The following is a 19662-nucleotide window of genomic DNA, read 5'->3' as shown; positions in this document are numbered from 1 at the left end:
TGTTCAGACCTCCATCCCGTAGCGGTGCACCTTGTGCGTGGGATAGAGCGAGATTGTCGGGATCGTGACGTCGGGTGTACGTGTCGCAACGTAGAGTGCCAACCAGCCTACGTTTTCCACGTCGATGCACGAGGCATGGATGCCTTCCTTCAGCTCTTTCTCGTCCAGCCAACCGTCTGTGTAGGCCTTCAAGTCACCGTCATAGAGACCCTTGTCGATGATCTCGGTCATCGGAGTTTTCACATGGCTCGGGTTCAGTACCGTGACACCGATATTCTTCTTCTCACCATCCAACAGGATGTTCTTCGAGAAACCTATCATACCGTGCTTGGAAGCTCGGTAAGGGCTGTGGCCGGGTCCCGATGCAACTCGGGTTGAAGACGATCCCATGTTAATGATGCGTCCGCCGCCCTGCGGTTCCATGTAGATGAAAGCCTCGCGGCAGCAGAGGAACACGGCCGTCAGGTTTGGCCCGATGGTCTTGTTCCATTCCTCCAGCGTCACTTCGTTCAGCGGAGGCGCCAGGCTGTCGCGCCCGGCCGAATTGACCAGGACATCGATCTTGCCCCACTTTTCATGCACTTGTTTGAAAAACGCGCGGACCGTCTCTTCTTCTGTGACATCAGCGTAGATTGGCAGAACATCCCCGCCTTCGGCTGCGATTTCCTTAGCGACGCGATCAAGACGTTCCTTATCAAAATCCACCATCGCAATTTTGCATCCGGCGTCTGCATAGACGCGGGCCACCTCTTCTCCGATCCCCGAAGCCGCGCCGGTGATGATGCTGACCTTGCCCTCAAGCGTCATTGGAGCGCGTCTGCCATTTCCATTTATCGACATGATGTTTCCTTTTCTTGAAGAACTTGAACTCTGTTCACGCAGCACGAGCAGCGCTTAAGGCTGCGGCCGTCAAATTTTTGATTTCGTCAAATTTCCCGGCGGCGATCAGCTCGGGATCAACCATCCAGGATCCACCGCAAGCAACCACTTGCGATATCCCAAGGTAGTCCGACACATTCCCCGCGTTGACGCCCCCGGTGGGAACGAACCGCATGTCGCCATAGGGCCCCGTCAACGCTTTGAGGAATGGAACTCCGCCCGTTGGTCCGGCGGGGAAGAATTTGACAACTTTCAACCCGTGCGACATTGCCTGCTCGACACCGGTTGGATTGTTGATCCCCGGAACAATCGGAATTCCCTTGGATTGCGCGTGGCGGACAACGTCAGGGTTGAACCCTGGGGTCACGATGAAAGTTGCGCCCGCCTCGGCGGCGGCATCCAACTGATCTACGTTCGTGACCGTACCTGCCCCCAAAAGGATCTCCGGGACGGCTTGTGCGATGGCGTGTATGGAATCCTTAGCCGCTGCTGTTCGAAAAGTGACTTCTGCGACGTCCAACCCACCCGCAAGCAAAGCTTTGGCCAGCGGCACGGCATCTTCAGCTCTCTCCAGGACTACCACAGGCAAAAGCCGTGCTGCGTTGATGCGCTGGATGATGTCTTGCTCTGTCACCGTTCTTGTCTCCATCGAATGAAACGCGATTCTTTTCACAGTCAGTTTATCGCGCAAAATTTTATTCTGCAATAAACTTGAAGAAATTATTTTCCTACCTTGTGTCGGCCTCGAAACTTACTTCCCCCGCCGTGCTCGGCGTACAGAACGCCAACCATCGGAAACAACAACAGAAATCAGAACTGAGCCAACGACAACCTTTTGCCATTCCGCAGCAACCTCAAATAGGTTGAATGCGTTATTGACCAGCGTGATGAACAACACACCCAAAACAGACCCAAGCACCGAGCCGCGCCCTCCGGCGATGCTGGCTCCGCCTACGAGACAGGCAATGATGATCTGCAACTCCACGCCAGAGCCAATATGACGACTGGCCAAACCGGTTCGCGCGGCGATGAACATACCGGCTATCGCGGCCAAAACGCCGCACAAAACGAAACCTGCCAACTGAAGTCGACGCACCGGTATACCCAATGACCGCGCCGCATCCGGATTGTCACCAGCAAGATAGAGGCGGCGCCCAATCGGATGGCGGCGCAATATGACATCTGCGCCAAGCGCCAAGACAATCGCCAGAAGGAGAATAATGTGAAGCGGTCCGATATGCAGCGATCCAAACGCATAAAAGCCTGGATCAACCTCGGGACTTGACACATACATCCAAGGCTGTGGACGACCGCCTCCGATCATCAGGTCAACCAAACCACGCAGTACATACAGCGCCCCAAGGGTCACAATCAAAGGGTTCAACCCGACATAAGACACCAACACGCCGTTGAATACTCCGACAATTGCTCCAACACCGACACCGCCGATCATGGCCATTTGCCAAGGCAGACCCGCAGAAAGAAGCCATGTCGCCACGAGACCGGCCAAAGCCATTGTGGCTCCGATCGACAGGTCGAATGTGCCGGTCACAAAAAGCACTGTCATGCCAATTGCCAGAAGGACCATTGGTCCAATGCTGGTTTGCAGGGAGGCGAGGTTGTTCGCGTTCAGGAAAAAGGGACTGCCAAACACCAAAACCAGAAGAAGCACTGCAACCACAATACCGGCTGTCACCTCGGGCTGTGCAAGCAAGCGGCTTAGCGTTATTGATTGTGCGGGAACAGTCTTGGGTGTCGCCACTGCTTCAGCAGACATCACGCGCCCTCCTTCTTGTTCATGATCATGTCGACCAACACTGCGCAAATAAGCAGCACACCAATGGCGACCTGCTGGGCAAGCGGGTTGACGTTGTACATGACGAGGCCATTCAGGATCAGCGCAAGAAAGAGCAGGCCCAGCACCGAGCCTCCGACACCTCCACGCCCTCCGTACAGACTGGCACCCCCCAAGATGGCTGCCGTGACATAAGTGAATTCCAGGCCAACACCCATATCGGTGCTCGCATGGGTCAAACGAGATGCGGTCAAAACTCCTCCGACCCCGGCGAAGAAGGCCGACGCAACAAACGCCCAAAGCTTGAATGCGTCAGTTCGGATACCATAGATGCGCGCCGTCTCTGGATTTTCACCAACCAGATACATCTTGCGGAACAGCGATGAGCGCAGTTGCAGGAACACTAGGACGGCAAGCGCAAAACCCGCGACAATGATTGTTGCATTTATTCCGAACCAACGGGTCTTTGCCAAGAGCCTAAAGTCTCGCGGATAAACGCCCCCAACCAAATCGGTGGCCAGGACACCGACGACCCCTTGAACAAGGATCAAAGTGCCGATTGTTAACATCAAGGAATTGACTTTGAACCGGGTTACCAGAAAACCATTGGCAAACCCGACAGCGGTTGCAACGCATAGCGCCAGAAAGATCGCGGGATAAAGGTCCAGCCCCCCTACCTTGAGCAGCCAGCCCGTCAGTGTTCCGGCTAGCGCATAGACGGCACCAACCGACAGATCAATCTCCCCCAACACCATCACATAGGTGAACCCAAGAATCGCGATCGCATCGATGGAAAGCGCAAAAGCCAGAGAGTATAGATTATTATAGGCCGAAAACTGAGCCTTTGTGATCGCAAGGAAGACAAACAGCAAAAGCACCACAGCAACAAGGATACCGCCAGAGGCAGCAATTCCTCGAAAATTGAAAGGTACGCTCATCGATTGATCAGTCGCAGCCATGTCTCTTCCTTTCAGTGAACGGCGCTGCCAGCGGCCAGTGTCATCGCGCTATCTTCGGTGATTTCATCGCCAATCAATTCGCCGACTATGCGATTGCTCCGCAAGACGATCACGCGGTCGCAGAGGCTCACGAGTTCTGGAAGTTCGGAGGAAAACACCATCACGCTGGTGCCGTTTTCGGCCAACTCAATCAACTTGCGGTGCATCTCGGCTTTGGCACCAACGTCTACGCCTCTGGTTGGTTCATTGACGATCACCACATCTGGATCCGGCGTCAGACAAGCGGCCATCATCACCTTCTGCTGATTGCCGCCGCTAAGCGATGCAGGCGTGCTGGCCAACCCACCAGACTTGATTTCAAATCGGTCCGAATACGCACGGGATGTATCTTGCACCTTCGCGCGCCGGATCAACCCCATACGGCTGAGCCGAGACAGGACAGGCGCGGTAATGTTGTCCGTCAATGCCCGGTATTTAAACAACCCGGATTCAGAGCGGTCTGGCGATAAGTAGGTGACCCCTGCGTCGATCATCTTGAGCGGCGCAGGGTTGGGAACGACGTTTTCCTTCACGTGCAGAGTTCCCGCGGCTGGAGCATCAAGCCCAAAGAGAAGGCGGGAAAGCTCACTCGCCCCCGAACCTTCCAGACCAAAAACGCCCAAGACCTCTCCCTGGTGCAAATCCAGAGTCACGTCGTTGAGGCCGCCAACACCTGACAACCCTTTGGCGCCAAAGGCGACGATGTCCCGGTTTGCGCCGCTTGACGCACGGCGCCTATGCAGCTCGCCCATGTCACGCCCAACCATGCGTTGCACCAAGTCCGCCTCGGTCAGACCCGCGTTCTCCAGCGTCTCAATGTACTCTCCGTCTCGCAGCACGGTTATCCGATCACTGATCTCGAGGACTTCCGGGATCCGGTGCGAGACAAACAAAACACTTTTACCTTCCGCCCGCAGTGACTTGATGAGATCTAATAGAGTTTCCGTTTCCTGCGCATTCAGGCTGGACGTTGGCTCATCAAGAATGATCAGGCGGCGGCTCTCAGAAATGGTCCGGAGGATCTCTACAATCTGCTTCTGCCCGGTAGTCAGTGAGGACATCAGCTGATCCGGCGCAATATTCAAATTGAAAAGATTGAGCTTGGCGGTTGCAAATTCATTCAGTGCCTTTCGGTTTACAAAACCGGCCCGGTTGCGTGTAGGCAAGTCGGGGGCGAGGTTCTCAGCGACGGTCAAGCCATTGAAGATCGCCAGCTCCTGGTGAACCATCGCGATACCGAGATCATCAGAAACGGCTGGAGAGAACCGCGTCAGCGTTTGACCGGCCACAACCACCTCGCCCTTCGAAGGGGCGGTCTCACCTCGCACCACGCGCATTGTCGTGCTTTTGCCCGCCCCGTTCTCGCCAAGGAGCGCGTGGACTTCACCGGCGCGTATGGAGAAACTCACATCCTTCAGCGCCTGAACCGGCCCGTAGGACTTGGACACATGCCTGAGTTCGACAAGATCTGGCATCTTTTCCTCCGCGAAGCAGGGCTTGGTCCCACGCGCTGGCAACTTCCTGCGCGCAGGACTTGTTCTCCTCAGTCGTACTGGGGGATGTTCTCATGCATGAACGACTCAACGTTCTCTGCATTGATGACCTGGGCACCCATGTAGATGACCTCGGGTGCCGAGGTGACGCCGGATGCTGTATTGTCTGCCGAGATCGGTACACCGGCCAAACCAACATTCGCATCGTTGAAAGCTTCGAGGATTTGGATCGCCATGAAGCTTTCCAATGCGGTCTTGTTAATGATCGAGCTATCGATCACACCATCCGCGATACACTCAAGAACCGGAGCTTCCCGATCGTTGACCACCACCGCGAGGTCAGCGATATCAAGACCAAGTTCCTCTGCCGCCAGACATATTCCGGTGCCCGATGAAGCGTCGAAGCCAACGATGGCGTCGATGTCCTCATAGGTGTTGAAGATCGCCTTGCCAGCTTCAATAGCATCTGCCGTATTGGCTTTGTCGTCAACGCGCCCGGCTTCCTGCCAATTGGAATTGGCGGTGACGTAATCGGTAAAGCCCGTGATCTTTGCGTCAGTGTTGGACGCGCCCCAGTTCCCACTTGCAACATAAGCACCTTCGGTTCCAGCGAGACGGATCAACTCTTTGGCCTGTTCCACACCGGATTGATAGTTGTCCAAACCAATAAAGGTCATCGCGCCGTGGTCGTCGACGGTCGCTTCGATAACAACGACGGGAATGCCTTGGTCCATCGCTCGTTTGATTGCAGGAACCGCACCTGGCTCCCAAAGCGATGTAATGATCCCATCAGGTTCTTTGGCGATCGCTTGCTCGACTGCTTCGGCATGACCTGCAGGATCCCAGCCCTGGGGGCCGGTTGTGCGGATCTCCACACCGAACTTATCGGCCGCATAGCGCATGCCAAGATGGTTATCGAGCAGATAAGGGTGACCCAGAAGTTGGGATGCATAGTAATAGACACGATCTTCAGCAAACGCGGAACTTGCCGCAACAATGACCGTTCCTCCGATCACGGCAGCCTTGAGCAAAGTCGAAAGTTTCATGGACTCCTCCCTTCGAAGAAATTATTTTCACGATTCCTTATTAGCATCGCATGAAATTTTATTGCAAGATAAATCTGTAGAATCTTATGAAATTGCAAGGCTCGCTTTGTGGCATTGATCTGCGGATGAGCCACGGACTGCATTAGCCGATGTCAGTGGCCGACCGCAGCCATGGCGTCAAATATGCGACGACGGTCGCTACTCGAGCGCAATCGAAGAAACGCCCGACTCGGAATTCCTGGCGTACGGGTGAGACTAAAATACAGGTTCGCGGCAAGTGGATGTATCGCTACCGAGCGGTCGACAAGGCAGGAAACACACTTGATTTTATGCTTTCTGAACGACGAAACGGCCCTGCAGCGAATAGATTCTTTGCCAAAGAGCTGTGGTCAAACGGCACTCCAAGCAATACCGTGGTCGATAAGAGCGATGCCAACGCAGCGGGAATTTCCTAGCACCACGACGTCTGGTGTTCGGCTGTATACCGAGATCGTCGGATAAGTGCGCCCGGTAAGACGGTGACTTTTGCCGTTCCAAAAGTTTGCGACAAATCCTCACTCGAATGCGCAACATAAACAAGTGGTTTGGCGACTATCTGTCACTGTACCCTAATTAATCAGATTCTGCGGATTGGGCGCACTATCGTCGGGTTTTGTACCCTTAATTCTAATATATCCACAGATTACACCGCGAGCGATCAGTCGCTGCTCCGCGCTGAATAGTGGGGCTATGCCTGCTGACATGCAACCGAAGAAGTGGAGGTTGTCCACAGGTCCGACAGTCTGGCAATTAAGGGGGCAATATTGGAATTAAGGGTACAATATGAAGAATAAGGGCGCAAAACCCTATTGATATCGTTGGAGAATTTCAGACGAGATTCCGATCAATTAGGGTACAACGACACGACCAGAGGTGCGTATTTGACGATCCATCGGTTTAGCGTGGCGTGATCTACCTTAACGCCACGCTCGGCCAGGATTTCTTCCAAGTCACGGTACGACACCGAATAGCGCAGATAGAAGAACACCGCGTGCAAAATCACGTCCCTTGGGAAATGAGCGCCTTTGAATGTGATTGTCACTGCTCGCCTCGTTCGAAATCCGAGACGCCAGTAACACGGAGGCGACGGGGCCGAAAGTTTGCGACAAAGCCTGTTCGAGTGCGCGCAACCAGAAATGCACTCGACCCGAGAGGTGGAAGCAAAGTTTGCGACAAAACCACCCCTTACCCTCTCTGCGCGCAAAAAACAATGATTTTGCACGTTACTTTTGCTACATACTCAAATTGCTATTATATCCGATAAGTATCCCTTATCATGTCTGATTGATTTTGCCGGGAAATGGGCACAATACTGCAATCGCACCTGTCGGTTTTCCTTAACTACTGGACTCGCGACTGCATTGGTCCAAAACCCGTAGACTCCTGCCCTGCCCGACACTCTGCTTCCGAAGAATCTGATCTGCCCGTCGCCGCAGCGCTTTAGCTGTGACCGGTTGGCCTTGAGCCGTCAAATCTGTGCGGGCTTGCGCAAGGGCCTCCCCTACGCGGTCCTTCAGCCCGTCGAGAACAGAGACCGGCTGCGGAGGTTTTGGTGTCACCATGGCTGTGTGCGCCGGTGCGATACGCACCTTACCCTTGGTCGGAGCCGCCTCGCGCACCGCCAAGACCGGCATATCGGCCAGCACAACGTTTTGTTCCGAGGCCGCGATTGCACAGGCTTCCAAGGCCGCCCGCCAGTCTCGAACAGATGTGCCTGCCGCAAGGTGATGTCCGTATTGCCCGGCCAGTTGCCCCAGCGCGGCCCAATCCAGAGCCCCGGTCATCGCCCGGACCCGTGTCCGATCAGGGTCCGACACGATCTTCACGATACGCCGATGGATCGAGGCCAGGCACGCCATTGCCCTGGGATCGACCGGATCAACCGGGGTGACGCGGTGGGGCGTGGCACAGCGGGCACAACAGGTAAGTGACAGGCCGGTCACAGGCAAGGGCTCCTGGCAGTGGCTGCACGCCCGCTCAAGCCACACGTGATGCGTCAGGCACACCGGACCGCCCATGCGCCAGTGCAGCGGCCATAGCGGCGTGGCCGTGGCCAGGCACAGGGGACAAAAGCGCCGGGTGCCATCTAACAACCGGAATGGCCCGATCCGCCATGGAGCAGCTGTGACCCGAAGCCGATCCGCAAGCCTGGGCGCCTCCTCGACCCACGGCAACACCATCGCAGATAACCGCGCAACATCGATGCCAGTGCACCGGGCCAGCGCCTCCAGATGGGCGTGATCGGGTCGATCGCTATCTGCGGGGCCGTTTTGCTGGCCCATCCACCACCACATGCGCCGTTCCGTCCCAAAATACAGCGCCTCCAGCTGACTCAACCAGCCCGAAAGGCTTTCTCCGGCCCGAGGCGTAGGGACAAATGGCAATTTGTCAGGCAAGGGCCTGCCATTCCCCCGCAGCTGCGGCTTCGAGACCCTGTAACGTAATACGCTCTTCACCCCCGACCGCTGCCGCCGCAGCCGTCGTCAGCAGATGGAACACATCCCCCGTGATACCGCCCGACAGGGCCACAAGCGCCCGCATCACAGCCCTGTCCTGCACCGGGCTTGGGGCGCGCAACGGCATTGCGGCCACTATACTGCACACCAGATCCGCGAATGCCTCATTGTCGCGCCAGACCCGCAGGCCATGCTTGTCAAACCGGCTGTCGACCTGGGTATCCAGCTTCAGAACATGCAAGGAGGCATCGGTGCCAAAGGCGATCACGGGCATTTCGAGCTCATTGGCCAGAAACTTGATCAGGTTCAGCAGCGCCTGAACATCCCGCACCCCCGACGCCCCCACATGCTGGAACTCATCCAGCAGAAGCGCTGCCGGCTGCAGGTGCCGCAACAGCCGAAGGGCGGCAATCTCGATCTGGTCCAGCGTGTCCCGCGGGCGCGCAGGGGCGCCCAGCCGATCCAGAAGATGTGCGTAAAACCGCCGCTCATCAGGTCGGGCCGGCAGTTGCATCGACACCAGCGGATGCGGCCTGTCGCTGCCAGGCACCGCAAAGCCGTCCGCATGATCCCGTTCCAGTTTGCGCCGGATCAGGGTTTTTCCCATGCCGGACGGCCCATGGATCAACAGCGAGCGCATCCGGGACACCCTGGGCCGCTGCAGCAACTCCTCGACTCGCCGCACTGTCTGCATCGCCAACGGGTAGCTCACCCAACGATCAGACCGGATAATCCGCCTGCGCTCCGCGTCGCCCAGAGCCGCCAGCGGGCGTATTGCGGGCGGTAAATGCGAAAAAGATGCGTTCATGTCCTCACCAGAGTTCGGAATCGTAGATTTTCGGCACATAATCCGGGTCCGGCGGATCGGTCTCAGCCCCGGATACTGGCGCGCCCAGCCCTTCATGTGCATCGGTTCGGCGCTGTTCAGCACGCCGCGCCGCCCGGCTCTTTCCGGATGCGGCCGACACCAGGTGGCGACCTGCCTCAATGGCGTCGAACACGGCAGCCTCATTTGCCGTTCCCTGCCCTGCCTCGCGCAACGCAGCAAGGGCCGCCCGGTGCTCCCAAAGGGTGATTGGTGGGCGATCCGCATGTTTGGTGGTTAACCGCTCCAACCGCCCTTCCGGCGTCTCAAGCCAGACACAGGACAAATCCCGGGGATCATAGCGCACCGGCAGTTTGCCGGGCTTTGACGCCGCCCAGACCGCCATTTCCGGATGCCAATAGGCGATATTGAACAACTGCAGGCCGTCGCGGCGTGGTGTGCGGTACGCGAAGGGCAGGAAATCGAGCAACAACCGGTCCGGATCTTTTGGAGTTCTGGGCACCCACCCTGTTGCCTCGGCCGCTCTCCAGGCGCTCAACGGCGTGCGTCCAAGCGCCGTATGTACCCGGTTGTGGTAGACACCGGTGATCCGGCCTGCGAGCCAGGTTTCCAGCTCAGCGCGCGTCATGACGGCTCGGGCCTCGCTTTCATACGCCCCTTTTTCGACCGGGTTAGAGAACGTCGTGCCTGGCAACAGATGGCATTCGGTCATCAATGTGCCCATCAAGCGCTCGATATGGCCACCCCACCAGGGCGCACCCGGCGGGCGGAAATCCAACGCCATACCGTATTGTTCGCACCCCCGTTTCAATGCAACAGCCCGAAACTCTGCCGCATTGTCGAGCTTGATCGTGTCAAAAAGCCCTGTACAGGGCCAAATATGTGCGAGATTGCGCGCGGCCAGCCACTCCGCCTTGTCCCCGACGGCCTGTGCAATGACCAGGGCCACCGACAGGCGGGATGGTGGGTCCAGAGAGACAACAAATCCCAGCACCATGCGGGTGGCAACATCCAGGACCAACGTCAGCCAGGGTCGGCCGATCGGTTTGCGCCGAACATCATCGACCAGTTGGACATCAACAAGCGTGTGATCAATCTGCACGACACTGAGGGGCATAGTGGCCTGGAGAGACCCTCTGGACGGCCCAACCTTTGACTGAGCAGCCCTATACCCCTCCCGTGCCCGTGTCAGTCTGACCTGATTCAGGCACAAGGCACGGGTTCTGACCGCCTTCAAACTCGGTGGTTTCAAACCCTGCGCCCGGCAGAGCCTTGAAATCTCCCGATGTACAGCAGACAGGACAGGCTTTTGTCGCGACCCATAAAACCGGTCCAGCTGATCGGCGATGATGACCTCAACCGCATCCGAGAGCAAACGATGCCCCTTTGGACGACCGCCTTTTGCAGGGACCAGTGACACCGTCCGGGGATCTTCCGAATATCTGTTCAGCAGCCGGTACACCCAGGCCACGGAGAGGTTCAGACGTCGGGCCGCCCGTGCAACCTCGGCCCGGTTGCCCCGTCGCTGACTCAGGGAGCGGATTTCCCGCTCACGGCGCACGGCCTCCGCCCAACGGGCTTCGTCAATCGCCTCAACACCACCCATTCGTCTCCGCCGCGCTGAAATCTGCCATTTTGTAAACAAGTATTGGCACAAATCCAGCGTGAGTCTACACTTAAAGGACCAGCACAGCACAAGGCCAACCATGAAAAATGGTCTCAACAAGCAAGAGCAGTCTACAGGTTTGGGAAAATCGACACATGAAGCCCCCTGCGCCCTATCTCCCCGCCGCCTCCCCTGCCCTGTCCGCAGACGATCAGGAGGCGCTCACCGATCTTTACATCCGCGGCACGCCACCCAATACGTTGCGCGCCTACGAGCGAGATCTGCTCTACATCACCGCCTGGGCCAATGTGGCCTTCAAGAAGCCGCTTGAATGGCCCGAGCGCCAGGATATCGCGTTGGCCTTCATTCTCGATCATGCCCGAGATCTTAATGACGCCGCGCCCGAGGACCGCGCGCGCCAAGCCGCAGAGGCACTGATCGCTAAGGGCTTACGCAAGTCTCTCGCCTGCCCGGCCCCCTCGACGCTGGACCGGCGCATTGCCTCATGGCTGGCCTTTCACCGGATGAAAAACCTCGCCTCCCCGTTTGACGCGCCGCAGGTGAAGCAGGCCCGTGCCAAGGCGCGCCGGGCTGCAGCCCGGCCCCAGGCCCCGAAATCGCAGCACCCGATCACCCGCGATATTCTCGAACAGCTATTGGCCACGTGCCGCGGCTCCCGTCGGGATTGCCGGGATCGGGCGCTGCTGATGTTGGGGTGGGCGTCAGGTGGCCGTCGCCGGTCTGAGATTACCGGGCTGATGCGCGCGGATGTCTCTCTCAAGGAATTCGACAAAACCGGGCTTGTCTGGATTGCGCTGCTGGAAACCAAGAGCACAGCCAAGGGCGAGACGCCGCGGCTGGTGTTGAAGGGCCGCGCAGCCCAGGCGCTGGTGCATTGGATCGAGGTGGGAGGTATCAGCGACGGCCCCTTGTTCCGGCCGATTTCAAAAGCCGACCGGGTATTGAAACGCCGCCTCAGCCCCGATGCGATCGCGCAGATCGTGAAACACCGGCTAAAACTGGCGGGGCTGCCAGAAGACTTTGCCTCGCCCCACGGGCTGCGTTCAGGGTTTCTGACCCAGGCTGCGCTGGATGGCGCACCGGTCCAGGCCGCCATGCGCCTGTCCCTGCACCGCTCGCTCGCACAAGCGCAGAAATACTACGATGATGTCGATATCGCAGAAAACCCGGCGACCGATCTGTTGGGGTGAGAGAACGCGTGGTTTCGCGGCGAAACTAACCGATCTGATCGGCAAGCTTTTCCAGCAATGTCTCGACGGTTCTGCGGTCGAGACTGCGGCCCTCCAACAGAATGCGCACTTCCTCAGGTGCGACTTCAGCGCTTAGCGTTCCGCCCTTTTGAAGCGACACAGGATCAAGGCGCTCAACCAGTCGCGGGCGGCCCCCGCGTGCCTTGTCGCGCGGTTTGTCGAGCGTTGCCTTCACTGCACTTTCCAGCAGCTTCCACTCCGACCGAGCATCAAACACCTCGGCTCGGTCCAACGCGTCTCGCAAACGGGGTTGAGCGCCGTTGCGCAAACCTGCGGCGAGTTGCAGACCGGCTTTTTCTGTCAATTCGGTCGGATACTGAAGCATATCACCCAATGCTTCGTGGACCATTGCAAAGCTGCGCACCTTGGATCGCTTGGCCTTGGAGGCAGTCGAGAACAGCGTGTTGACCGCGTCTTCTACCGAGTCGAAAACCCCCTGCCCTGCGGCCAGCACAGCGATGCGCCCCCTCTCGTAGTGGCTGAGGTTGGAGCGGAGCTCATTCTCTTCCACCATCGAGACATAGGCCGTCTGCCCTGCCCCGGCATCACGCACGAAAGCCGGAATTTCCACAAACCGGGGATCGGTCATGGACAGGCGTCGAAAGGCCTCATACCTGCGATATCCGGAGATCAGGCCATAGCCGTCCTCCAGCCTGGCCACTTCGACCGGCGCGCGCAACCCGTGCACGCGCACGGAATCGATCAGTTCAACCAGTGCCTCTTCTTCGACATCCAGCCGATCACGCCGGATATGATCCGGCTCGATCTGGTCCAGCGGTATCTTCTGCGCCACCAGCCCGTCGCTCCGGGCCGCGCGCCAGCGTTCTGCGTCGCCTTGATCTTGCGCCAATGCTGCGCGGTCGGTGACGGCGGTCATTCCGGACAATGCCGCGGCCTCGCCGGCGACCTGCGCAATTGGCGGCGTAGTGGCACCGGTTTCAAAAGGGTTGGCTTGCGGTTTCGCGGCGAAACCGGCCTCGAGTTCCTTAAGCTCGGACGCATCCGGTGCTGTCAGTCTTCTGCGTTTAGCCATTTGCCTGTTCCTCCATCTGCGCGTCGCGCCACCAGCAGCCGATCAGCAATTCCTTGAACTCGGCATAGGTTCTGTCGAATGTTTCACGGCCGCGCACATAGGTTTCGCGGTTGAACTCGCGATAGTCCGCCTCGTAGATCCCGTTGACCTGTTCGCCCGCCTGCCCGACCAGCGCGGTGTAATCCTGACGGTACGCATTCATGAAATCCCCGAAATAGGCCTGGATGACATTGGCCATATCGGTCTGCTGGCTGGCATCGAAGCGGGTAATGATCGCCCGCACTACATCCCATTCGAACTTCATCTCAGGTAAACCCGCAGCCCGTTGCGCCGCATTTTCACCGTCTTCGATACTGGCGAAGGTCGAATAGAGCATGTCAAAGAATCGCCCTGTCGAGTCGAACTCCAGGAAAGACGCCCCCAAAGGGACCAGCAGGATATCCGCAGCCGCAAGGGCGTTGATGGTCAGGTAGCCGAGGGCAGGGGGCGTATCCAGGAATATGACATCGTACTCGTCCAGAACGCCGTCATCGTTCAGGAAATTGGTCAGCCCGTCCCACAGAGGCCAGCTGCGCAACCCCATGCGCCAGACGGGGATCTGGAATTCGGCCCAATAGAGGTTCAGCTGCGCGCCGATCAGGTCGATATTCGGCCAGTGGGTTTTCTGGATCACGTCCCGGGGCAGGGTGGTCAACGCCTCGCGTAGGGTTTCGTCCAGGGGTATTTCCGGTTGATCCGCAGCCGCGCGAACCGTGTTCTCCTGCTGCACCGCATGGGCGTAATCCTTGGCGATCAGGGGAAACACGGTTTGCCATTCATCCGCAACTTTACCGCCCAGAATCGAGGTCATCGAGCCCTGGCTGTCCAGGTCGATCACCAGCACCTTGTACCCGTCCAAAGCGGCGGACATGGCCAGATGCGCTGCAGTGCTGGTCTTGCCGACCCCGCCTTTGAAATTAGCAACCGAGACCACCTTGGCGGGCAGCCCTTCGGGCCGATAGGGCAGGTACTCTTTGGTGCTGACCCCTTCGCTGGCGAAATACTGACGCAGGGCCAGAACTTCTTCCAGCGTAAACCACTTGGACCCGCCTTCCCCCTCGCCCTGCGGCAGATCCGGGTTGGCTTTCAACACACGCCGGAGATGCGCCGGGGCGACCGGGATGAGGTATTTGGTGATCTCCCATGTGGAAAATCTGCGCAGTCGTTTTTCCCCGTCCGGGGCGTATCCACGCCGGGCCAGATCATCACGCCCCTTGGCGCAAAACGCCGCCGCTTTTGCGAATCGCTGGGTGCCGATAGGGTCGGGCAAACGGCTGGCTGCTGCCTTGGGATCGAGGTTCAGATACGGGGGCAGGCTGGGTTGCGTTGGTTTGTTCACTGTCGATGCCTCAGAGTATGTTCGCCTTATCAGCGTATATTCCTCAAACTAACGTACATTGTTTGGTTCGGCTATCCTTGATCGCAGATTTTATGGGATTTCTGGGCGGTCTGATTCGGTTTCGCGGCGAAACCAATCAAAATCCAAAGAAAATATAGCAACAAAGAGTTTGGAATCTTTAAGAGTCTTTAAAAACTTTGGATCCTATTTATCTCACAAAAACATAAAGGTAACCCTGTTTGGGTGCCTGAATACAGGCTGATAAGGACCCGGATGCAGGATGAAAGGTACCCGTCTGCAGGTTCAATGGAACCCGTCAACAGGAACAAGGGACCCGATTCTCGGGAGGACTCTGGGAGGCTCGAATGGAGTCTAATTCACCGGTTTTTTGCCCGATTGACTCATTTTGACTCCGCTATCTGCGATGTATTGTGGCCATCAAATAGGTAAACGGGCTGTTCTGCCGTTTAAGGTACCTGTCTACGGGACGCGGTATATCCTGTAATTGGGCACCCGATAGGAATTGAAATGCGGGTACCTTTCGTGGCACATATATACAAACGAGCAGTCAGGCAGGGCAATGCCGGAAACCCAGGTCGATATGGATCAGCTCTCGGGCGCGCTTCGCCGCGAGACGGTTAAGAAGAATGTCGCCGCTATTCATATCAGCGGCAAACTCACTCTGTTGCAGCGCAAGCTGTCCAATGTTCTGCTGCTGAATGCCTATGACACCTTAACCTCGGCCACTACCCATACGATCGATGCCCGGACGCTGGCGATGATGGTGGGCTATAACTCGAACGATTTCGACACGCTCCGGTCCAGCCTGCGCGCTTTGGCCGAAACCGTGGCCGAATGGGACATGCTGGATGAAGAAGGGCGGCAGGAATGGGGGGTGTCGTCGCTTCTCAGCTTTGCCAAGCTCAAGAATGGTATCTGCGAATACGCGTATTCTCCGGCGCTGGCGCAAAAGCTGTTCGACCCGAAAATCTATGCGCTGATCAACGTGCATATTCAGCGCAATTTCAGCTCGGGGCATGGGTTAGCGCTCTACGAAAACTGCTATCGCTTTGTGCGCACCGGATCGACCGGTTGGTGGACGTTGGATGTCTTTCGCAAGCTGATGGGTGTGGATGGTAGCGACTATTACGGCAGCTTCAAACACCTGAACGCCAAGATTATCAAACCGGCCGTGACCGAGGTGAACAAAAGCTCGGACATCGTGATCGAGCCTGAATTCCGCAAAAAGGGCAGGGCGGTCGCCGATCTTCGCTTTCTGATCCGCGAGAACCCGCAGATGGCGATGTTCCAGATCGATGACAGTGACGGGGTGCGCAACCTGCAGGTTTACAAAACGCTGCGAAAGCAGGGCGTCGCGGATCGTCTGGCACGGCAATGGATTGCTGAACATGGCGAGGACTATGTGCAGCAAAAGCTCGACTATATGACCGAGCGGCAGCGGGATGTTAAGTCGGCGGTCGGGTATCTGTCTGCGGCACTGCGCGATGATTACCAGGCGCCTGACACGCCCGAGCCGGTGGAGCCAAGCCCTGAAACTCTGGAAGCGGCCCGTAAACGGGCAGAGACCAAGGCGCGCGAGGATCAGGCCTATGCGGCCCGCGTGGCAGAGCGCACCGAGCGGGCTCGGAAACTGGCTGTTGTTGAAGATCTGGTTTCGCGGCGAAACCCGACCCAGCGCGATGCGGACAAGAGGTTGTTTTTGTCTGGCCTGACTGACGATCTGGATCGCGAACACTTCCGCGCGCATGGGTGGAGGTCGGCATTGAACGCAACGGCGATTTTCGCGTTCTGGGAAGAGCTGGAACCGGGTGTATTCGAAGACCATGGATAGTTTGAAACAGCTTTGAAACATGGGCTGTGTTTCAAAGTGGCAACAAAGGCCGATATTCGAAAAAATCTCACCCTGTCTACTGAAAGAACCCACGAAAAAAGTGCATGTGTTGTGATGGTGAAGTTCAAGTATTGCTTTCAGTTTGCAGGGTCTTCGATTTCAGTTGGTCGGATGTTGACTTTCAATTGGTCGGTGCCGTACTTTCAATCGGACGAGAAGAAGTCATTCGAACATGTATCCAAGATTTGCTAAAACCAGAATAGAAGAAGCGTTGTCTGACACGCGTGTTGTTCTGATCTCCGGACCTCGACAGTCTGGCAAAACAACCCTGGCAACAGAAATCGCCTCTGACAAAGCTCCCTTTCTAACATTGGACGATGCGACTGTGTTGCAATCAGCTATAGATGATCCTGCCGGTTTTGTTCGCGGGTTGGACCGGGCGGTTATCGATGAGATTCAGCGAGCCCCAGACCTCCTTCTGGCAATCAAAAAAACGGTGGATGATGACAAAAGGGCAGGGAGGTTTCTGCTGACCGGTTCCGCCAACCTAATGACCATTCCCAAGGTCGCGGACTCTCTTGCCGGGAGAATGGAAATTGTCCGTCTCCTACCTCTCAGCCAGACGGAAATCCTTGAAACGAAATCGGGCTTTATCGACCGGGCATTCGAAGCCAAAGCCCCTGTCGTAGACCAGCCGGTCATTGGCGATGAACTTGTTGAGACAGTTCTTTCCGGTGGCTACCCTGAGGCTCTTGGACGGAAAAGATGGGGGCGAAAGCAGGATTGGTACCATGATTATCTTGATGCGATTGTACAACGAGACGTTCGCGATGTGGCCCAGATCGAACAGCTCGCAATCATGCCAAAACTACTGGCAGTTCTGGCAGAGCATTCTGGTCAACTGGTCAATTACTCAGGGATCGGTGCTGCCATAGGTCTGAATCACGTAACCACTCAGAAATACGTGCGGGTTTTTGAAAACCTTTTTCTCGTGCACAGTTTGCAGCCGTGGTTCACCAATCGCCTGAAGCGGCTGACCAAGTCCCCCAAGTTGCACTTCCTGGATGCAGGCCTTTTGGCGGCCATGCGCAGCATTACGCCGGGCACCGTCAAAAGGACAAGACACCCTTCGGGTCGATCCTCGAAACATTTGTGTTCAGCGAGTTGCGCAAGATTGCCACCTGGAGCGAGCAAAGATGCACGTTCTCGCACTTCCGCGATAAAGACAGAAACGAGGTGGATATCGTTCTCGAAAACAGGCGTGGCGAGATCGTTGGGATTGAGGTGAAGTCATCTGCAACAGTTACTTCCAGCGACTTTTCCGGGATGCGTAGATTGGCACAGGCTTGCGGTGACAAATTCATCCAGGGATTCGTTCTCTTCGACCACGATCAGGTTATACCCTTCGCGGACAACATGTTCGCAGTTCCAATTTCCAGCCTTTGGGCAACGAGTTGATGGACGCGCAAAGCCAAGGAATGGCAGGGGCCTATGAGCAGCCTCATCTGACTGGTCCAAATTGATTGTTAGTGCACGGTTGGCCTTGGTTTCATCAGCACAATTGCTTGCCGCTATGGGCATCAGTTAAGAAGGTTGTTTATGCCTGTGACATAGGTGTGGAGGAAACCCCAAGTCGGTACTGGCACCATATGGTAGACGCCCACTGATAGGTACACAGCTAACAGCGGAAAGTAGACCGAAGTACGAACTTCTCCTCCCACAGTCGGATCACCTTGTTGTTTTGCCAGTGCGAAGACGACGAAAAGCAGCGCAAAGATTTGAATAGATACCCATCGCCCCCAATCCGCGCCTAGCAGATACAAGGGCAGAAATGCAGCGAAGCTCAACGCCAGGGCAAATACCGCACTGGAGTTAGAAACGTGCTTACGCAAAAGCCAAATCAGCGACCCGAAAAGAAATGAAACCCACAGTGCCGCAAGTCCAAAATTCTTAACTCCACCAAATATTGCTACGAGATTCTGTCCTTCATTGACAACGGATCGAAAGTCCAGTTCCAGCCAGGCGATTGCGCCCCCGCAAATTTCTTGTTTCACACCGGTTGCCACTAAACGCTGGCATATCGGGCTCACATCCGAAACGCTCACATTGAGAAGCGAAAAGATTGTTACGGCGGCGGTTATTAGCCCCAATGTGCCAATCCAGACATAAGCCTTACCACGCTCAAGAAGTAACCAAAGAACGACTGCCGCAGGAACAACAAAGGCGGCGTTGGCTTCGTGGAATGAGATAGCAATGCCAAGCAGCAAGGCTGAGGATGCCAGGCAAATATTTGATGGTGGAGCTCTTCTTGGGAGCAGCAATGGTAAGAAAACCAGGTAACCGAGCCACTCCTTTCGAAACGGTGCATCCGGGTCGGTTACCCAAAAAACGACAAGCGCCGGGCTTAGCAACGCAAGCGTTAAGCCATCAGTCAAGCCTCTTGAAACTGCGAGGTAGAGGAGCCCGCACAAAAGTAAGACAAGCATTCCGAATTGAGCGAAGCCGAGCAGATAAACGGGACCGATGCCTGTGAGTTCACTAAGAAACAGAAAGGTCTCACCCGAAATACCGCGTCTGACTGGACCAGCGGCAAAGTTTATCAGCCAATCCCCTTGCAGGTAGTAGTGACCACCATCTCGAATAGTTTTGTAGTGCCGCCACGCAATGTAAACAAAGGATGAGATATATACGCCAAACAGTAGCAGGGCATTGAGTGCTGGCTTTTTCATCTCACACCTTAAAAGGCTTTTCGCCAAGCGCATTTGGGAAAAACCTAAAACCAAATCAAACTGGACGTAACAAAAGCTTGGCTAGTCAAATTGTCAAGTTAGGTCGGATAGTCTGGGGCATTCGAAGTTCGTTGAGACAACAACAGCTTAGATAGTGCATCATTGTTCAAGGAAGTGCGGTATTTCCCGGTATTGATCGGCTTCCAGAAACTCAGATTTGGGCATGACTCCCTGCTAAATCCACTCGATGGAGTTTGGCAT

Annotated in this window: 14 protein-coding genes and 3 pseudogenes; 4 read left to right on the top strand and 13 right to left on the bottom strand. The window is 56.5% G+C overall.

What is annotated here, in order from left to right; all coding sequences use genetic code 11:
* Nucleotides 1-3 precede the first annotated feature (3 nt).
* The 6 genes from ACR3E4_RS21815 to ACR3E4_RS21790 form a co-directional block, all read right to left on the bottom strand.
* Nucleotides 4-840, bottom strand: coding sequence for an SDR family oxidoreductase (locus ACR3E4_RS21815; protein ID WP_170386406.1), 837 nt, complete (start codon nucleotides 838-840; stop codon nucleotides 4-6).
* Between the two features lie 34 nt (nucleotides 841-874).
* Nucleotides 875-1570, bottom strand: coding sequence for a bifunctional 4-hydroxy-2-oxoglutarate aldolase/2-dehydro-3-deoxy-phosphogluconate aldolase (locus ACR3E4_RS21810; protein ID WP_480535129.1), 696 nt, complete (start codon nucleotides 1568-1570; stop codon nucleotides 875-877).
* 60 nt (nucleotides 1571-1630) lie between these two features.
* Nucleotides 1631-2704: an ABC transporter permease gene (locus tag ACR3E4_RS21805; protein WP_480567307.1), complete on the bottom strand. Its 1074-nt coding sequence runs from the start codon at nucleotides 2702-2704 to the stop codon at nucleotides 1631-1633.
* Entirely contained in the window at nucleotides 2656-3633 is a 978-nt protein-coding gene (locus ACR3E4_RS21800) for an ABC transporter permease (RefSeq protein ID WP_480535130.1), read from the bottom strand. The genes ACR3E4_RS21805 and ACR3E4_RS21800 overlap by 49 nt, the downstream gene beginning before the upstream one ends.
* 11 nt (nucleotides 3634-3644) lie before the next feature.
* Nucleotides 3645-5147 (bottom strand): sugar ABC transporter ATP-binding protein, encoded by a 1503-nt coding sequence (locus tag ACR3E4_RS21795; RefSeq protein ID WP_480535131.1) that lies wholly within the window; start codon nucleotides 5145-5147, stop codon nucleotides 3645-3647.
* Between the two features lie 68 nt (nucleotides 5148-5215).
* The gene (locus ACR3E4_RS21790; RefSeq protein ID WP_480535132.1) at nucleotides 5216-6211 is read right to left on the bottom strand and encodes a substrate-binding domain-containing protein; all 996 of its coding nucleotides are present in this window, start codon (nucleotides 6209-6211) and stop codon (nucleotides 5216-5218) included.
* A 176-nt stretch (nucleotides 6212-6387) separates the two neighbouring features.
* On the opposite strand from ACR3E4_RS21790, the pseudogene ACR3E4_RS21785 reads away from it, so the two are divergent.
* Nucleotides 6388-6657: pseudogene (locus ACR3E4_RS21785) on the top strand (DDE-type integrase/transposase/recombinase); the annotation flags it as partial.
* A 458-nt stretch (nucleotides 6658-7115) separates the two neighbouring features.
* On the opposite strand, the pseudogene ACR3E4_RS21780 reads toward ACR3E4_RS21785, so the two are convergent.
* The 4 genes and pseudogenes from ACR3E4_RS21780 to ACR3E4_RS21765 all read right to left on the bottom strand — a co-directional run.
* A pseudogene (locus ACR3E4_RS21780) lies at nucleotides 7116-7292 on the bottom strand (IS6 family transposase); the annotation flags it as partial.
* 295 nt (nucleotides 7293-7587) lie between these two features.
* On the bottom strand, nucleotides 7588-8646 hold the full coding sequence (locus ACR3E4_RS21775; RefSeq protein ID WP_480535133.1) for a TniQ family protein: 1059 nt from the start codon (nucleotides 8644-8646) through the stop codon (nucleotides 7588-7590).
* A complete protein-coding gene (locus ACR3E4_RS21770) occupies nucleotides 8639-9514 on the bottom strand; it encodes a TniB family NTP-binding protein (protein ID WP_480535134.1) in 876 nt (291 codons plus the stop codon). The genes ACR3E4_RS21775 and ACR3E4_RS21770 overlap by 8 nt, the downstream gene beginning before the upstream one ends.
* Before the next feature lie 4 nt (nucleotides 9515-9518).
* The gene (locus tag ACR3E4_RS21765; protein ID WP_480567304.1) at nucleotides 9519-11138 is read right to left on the bottom strand and encodes a transposase; all 1620 of its coding nucleotides are present in this window, start codon (nucleotides 11136-11138) and stop codon (nucleotides 9519-9521) included.
* 155 nt (nucleotides 11139-11293) lie between these two features.
* Between ACR3E4_RS21765 and ACR3E4_RS21760 the strand changes: the two genes are divergently transcribed.
* Complete coding sequence (locus ACR3E4_RS21760) at nucleotides 11294-12349, top strand: tyrosine-type recombinase/integrase (protein WP_480535136.1); 1056 nt, start codon at nucleotides 11294-11296, stop codon at nucleotides 12347-12349.
* 25 nt (nucleotides 12350-12374) lie between these two features.
* Here ACR3E4_RS21760 and ACR3E4_RS21755 read toward each other — a convergent pair whose 3' ends face one another.
* Together ACR3E4_RS21755 and ACR3E4_RS21750 are read right to left on the bottom strand one after the other, a co-directional pair.
* Nucleotides 12375-13442, bottom strand: a complete 1068-nt coding sequence (locus ACR3E4_RS21755; protein ID WP_480535137.1) for a ParB/RepB/Spo0J family partition protein — start codon at nucleotides 13440-13442, stop codon at nucleotides 12375-12377.
* Entirely contained in the window at nucleotides 13435-14820 is a 1386-nt protein-coding gene (locus ACR3E4_RS21750) for an AAA family ATPase (RefSeq protein WP_480535138.1), read from the bottom strand. The genes ACR3E4_RS21755 and ACR3E4_RS21750 overlap by 8 nt, the downstream gene beginning before the upstream one ends.
* Before the next feature lie 580 nt (nucleotides 14821-15400).
* Between ACR3E4_RS21750 and ACR3E4_RS21745 the strand changes: the two genes are divergently transcribed.
* Nucleotides 15401-16672 carry a replication initiation protein gene (locus tag ACR3E4_RS21745; RefSeq protein WP_480535139.1) on the top strand — a complete coding sequence of 424 codons (1272 nt, stop codon included), beginning with the start codon at nucleotides 15401-15403 and terminating at the stop codon, nucleotides 16670-16672.
* Between the two features lie 232 nt (nucleotides 16673-16904).
* Nucleotides 16905-18130, top strand: a pseudogene (locus ACR3E4_RS21740) (ATP-binding protein).
* A 122-nt stretch (nucleotides 18131-18252) separates the two neighbouring features.
* On the opposite strand, the gene ACR3E4_RS21735 reads toward ACR3E4_RS21740, so the two are convergent.
* The gene (locus tag ACR3E4_RS21735) at nucleotides 18253-19401 is read right to left on the bottom strand and encodes a hypothetical protein (RefSeq protein ID WP_480535141.1); all 1149 of its coding nucleotides are present in this window, start codon (nucleotides 19399-19401) and stop codon (nucleotides 18253-18255) included.
* Nucleotides 19402-19662 lie beyond the last annotated feature (261 nt).

It is taken from the genome of Ruegeria sp. AP11 (assembly GCF_056535865.1).
This window is presented reverse-complemented; position numbering and strand designations above follow the sequence as displayed.

Coding starts and splice junctions, on each gene's coding strand:
- ACR3E4_RS21815 (WP_170386406.1), bottom strand. CDS start 840: ATGTCGATAAATGGAAATGGCAGACGCGCTCCAATGACGCTTGAGGGC.
- ACR3E4_RS21800 (WP_480535130.1), bottom strand. CDS start 3,633: ATGGCTGCGACTGATCAATCGATGAGCGTACCTTTCAATTTTCGAGGA.
- ACR3E4_RS21795 (WP_480535131.1), bottom strand. CDS start 5,147: ATGCCAGATCTTGTCGAACTCAGGCATGTGTCCAAGTCCTACGGGCCG.
- ACR3E4_RS21790 (WP_480535132.1), bottom strand. CDS start 6,211: ATGAAACTTTCGACTTTGCTCAAGGCTGCCGTGATCGGAGGAACGGTC.
- ACR3E4_RS21770 (WP_480535134.1), bottom strand. CDS start 9,514: ATGAACGCATCTTTTTCGCATTTACCGCCCGCAATACGCCCGCTGGCG.
- ACR3E4_RS21765 (WP_480567304.1), bottom strand. CDS start 11,138: ATGGGTGGTGTTGAGGCGATTGACGAAGCCCGTTGGGCGGAGGCCGTG.
- ACR3E4_RS21760 (WP_480535136.1), top strand. CDS start 11,294: ATGAAGCCCCCTGCGCCCTATCTCCCCGCCGCCTCCCCTGCCCTGTCC.
- ACR3E4_RS21755 (WP_480535137.1), bottom strand. CDS start 13,442: ATGGCTAAACGCAGAAGACTGACAGCACCGGATGCGTCCGAGCTTAAG.
- ACR3E4_RS21745 (WP_480535139.1), top strand. CDS start 15,401: ATGCCGGAAACCCAGGTCGATATGGATCAGCTCTCGGGCGCGCTTCGC.
- ACR3E4_RS21735 (WP_480535141.1), bottom strand. CDS start 19,401: ATGAAAAAGCCAGCACTCAATGCCCTGCTACTGTTTGGCGTATATATC.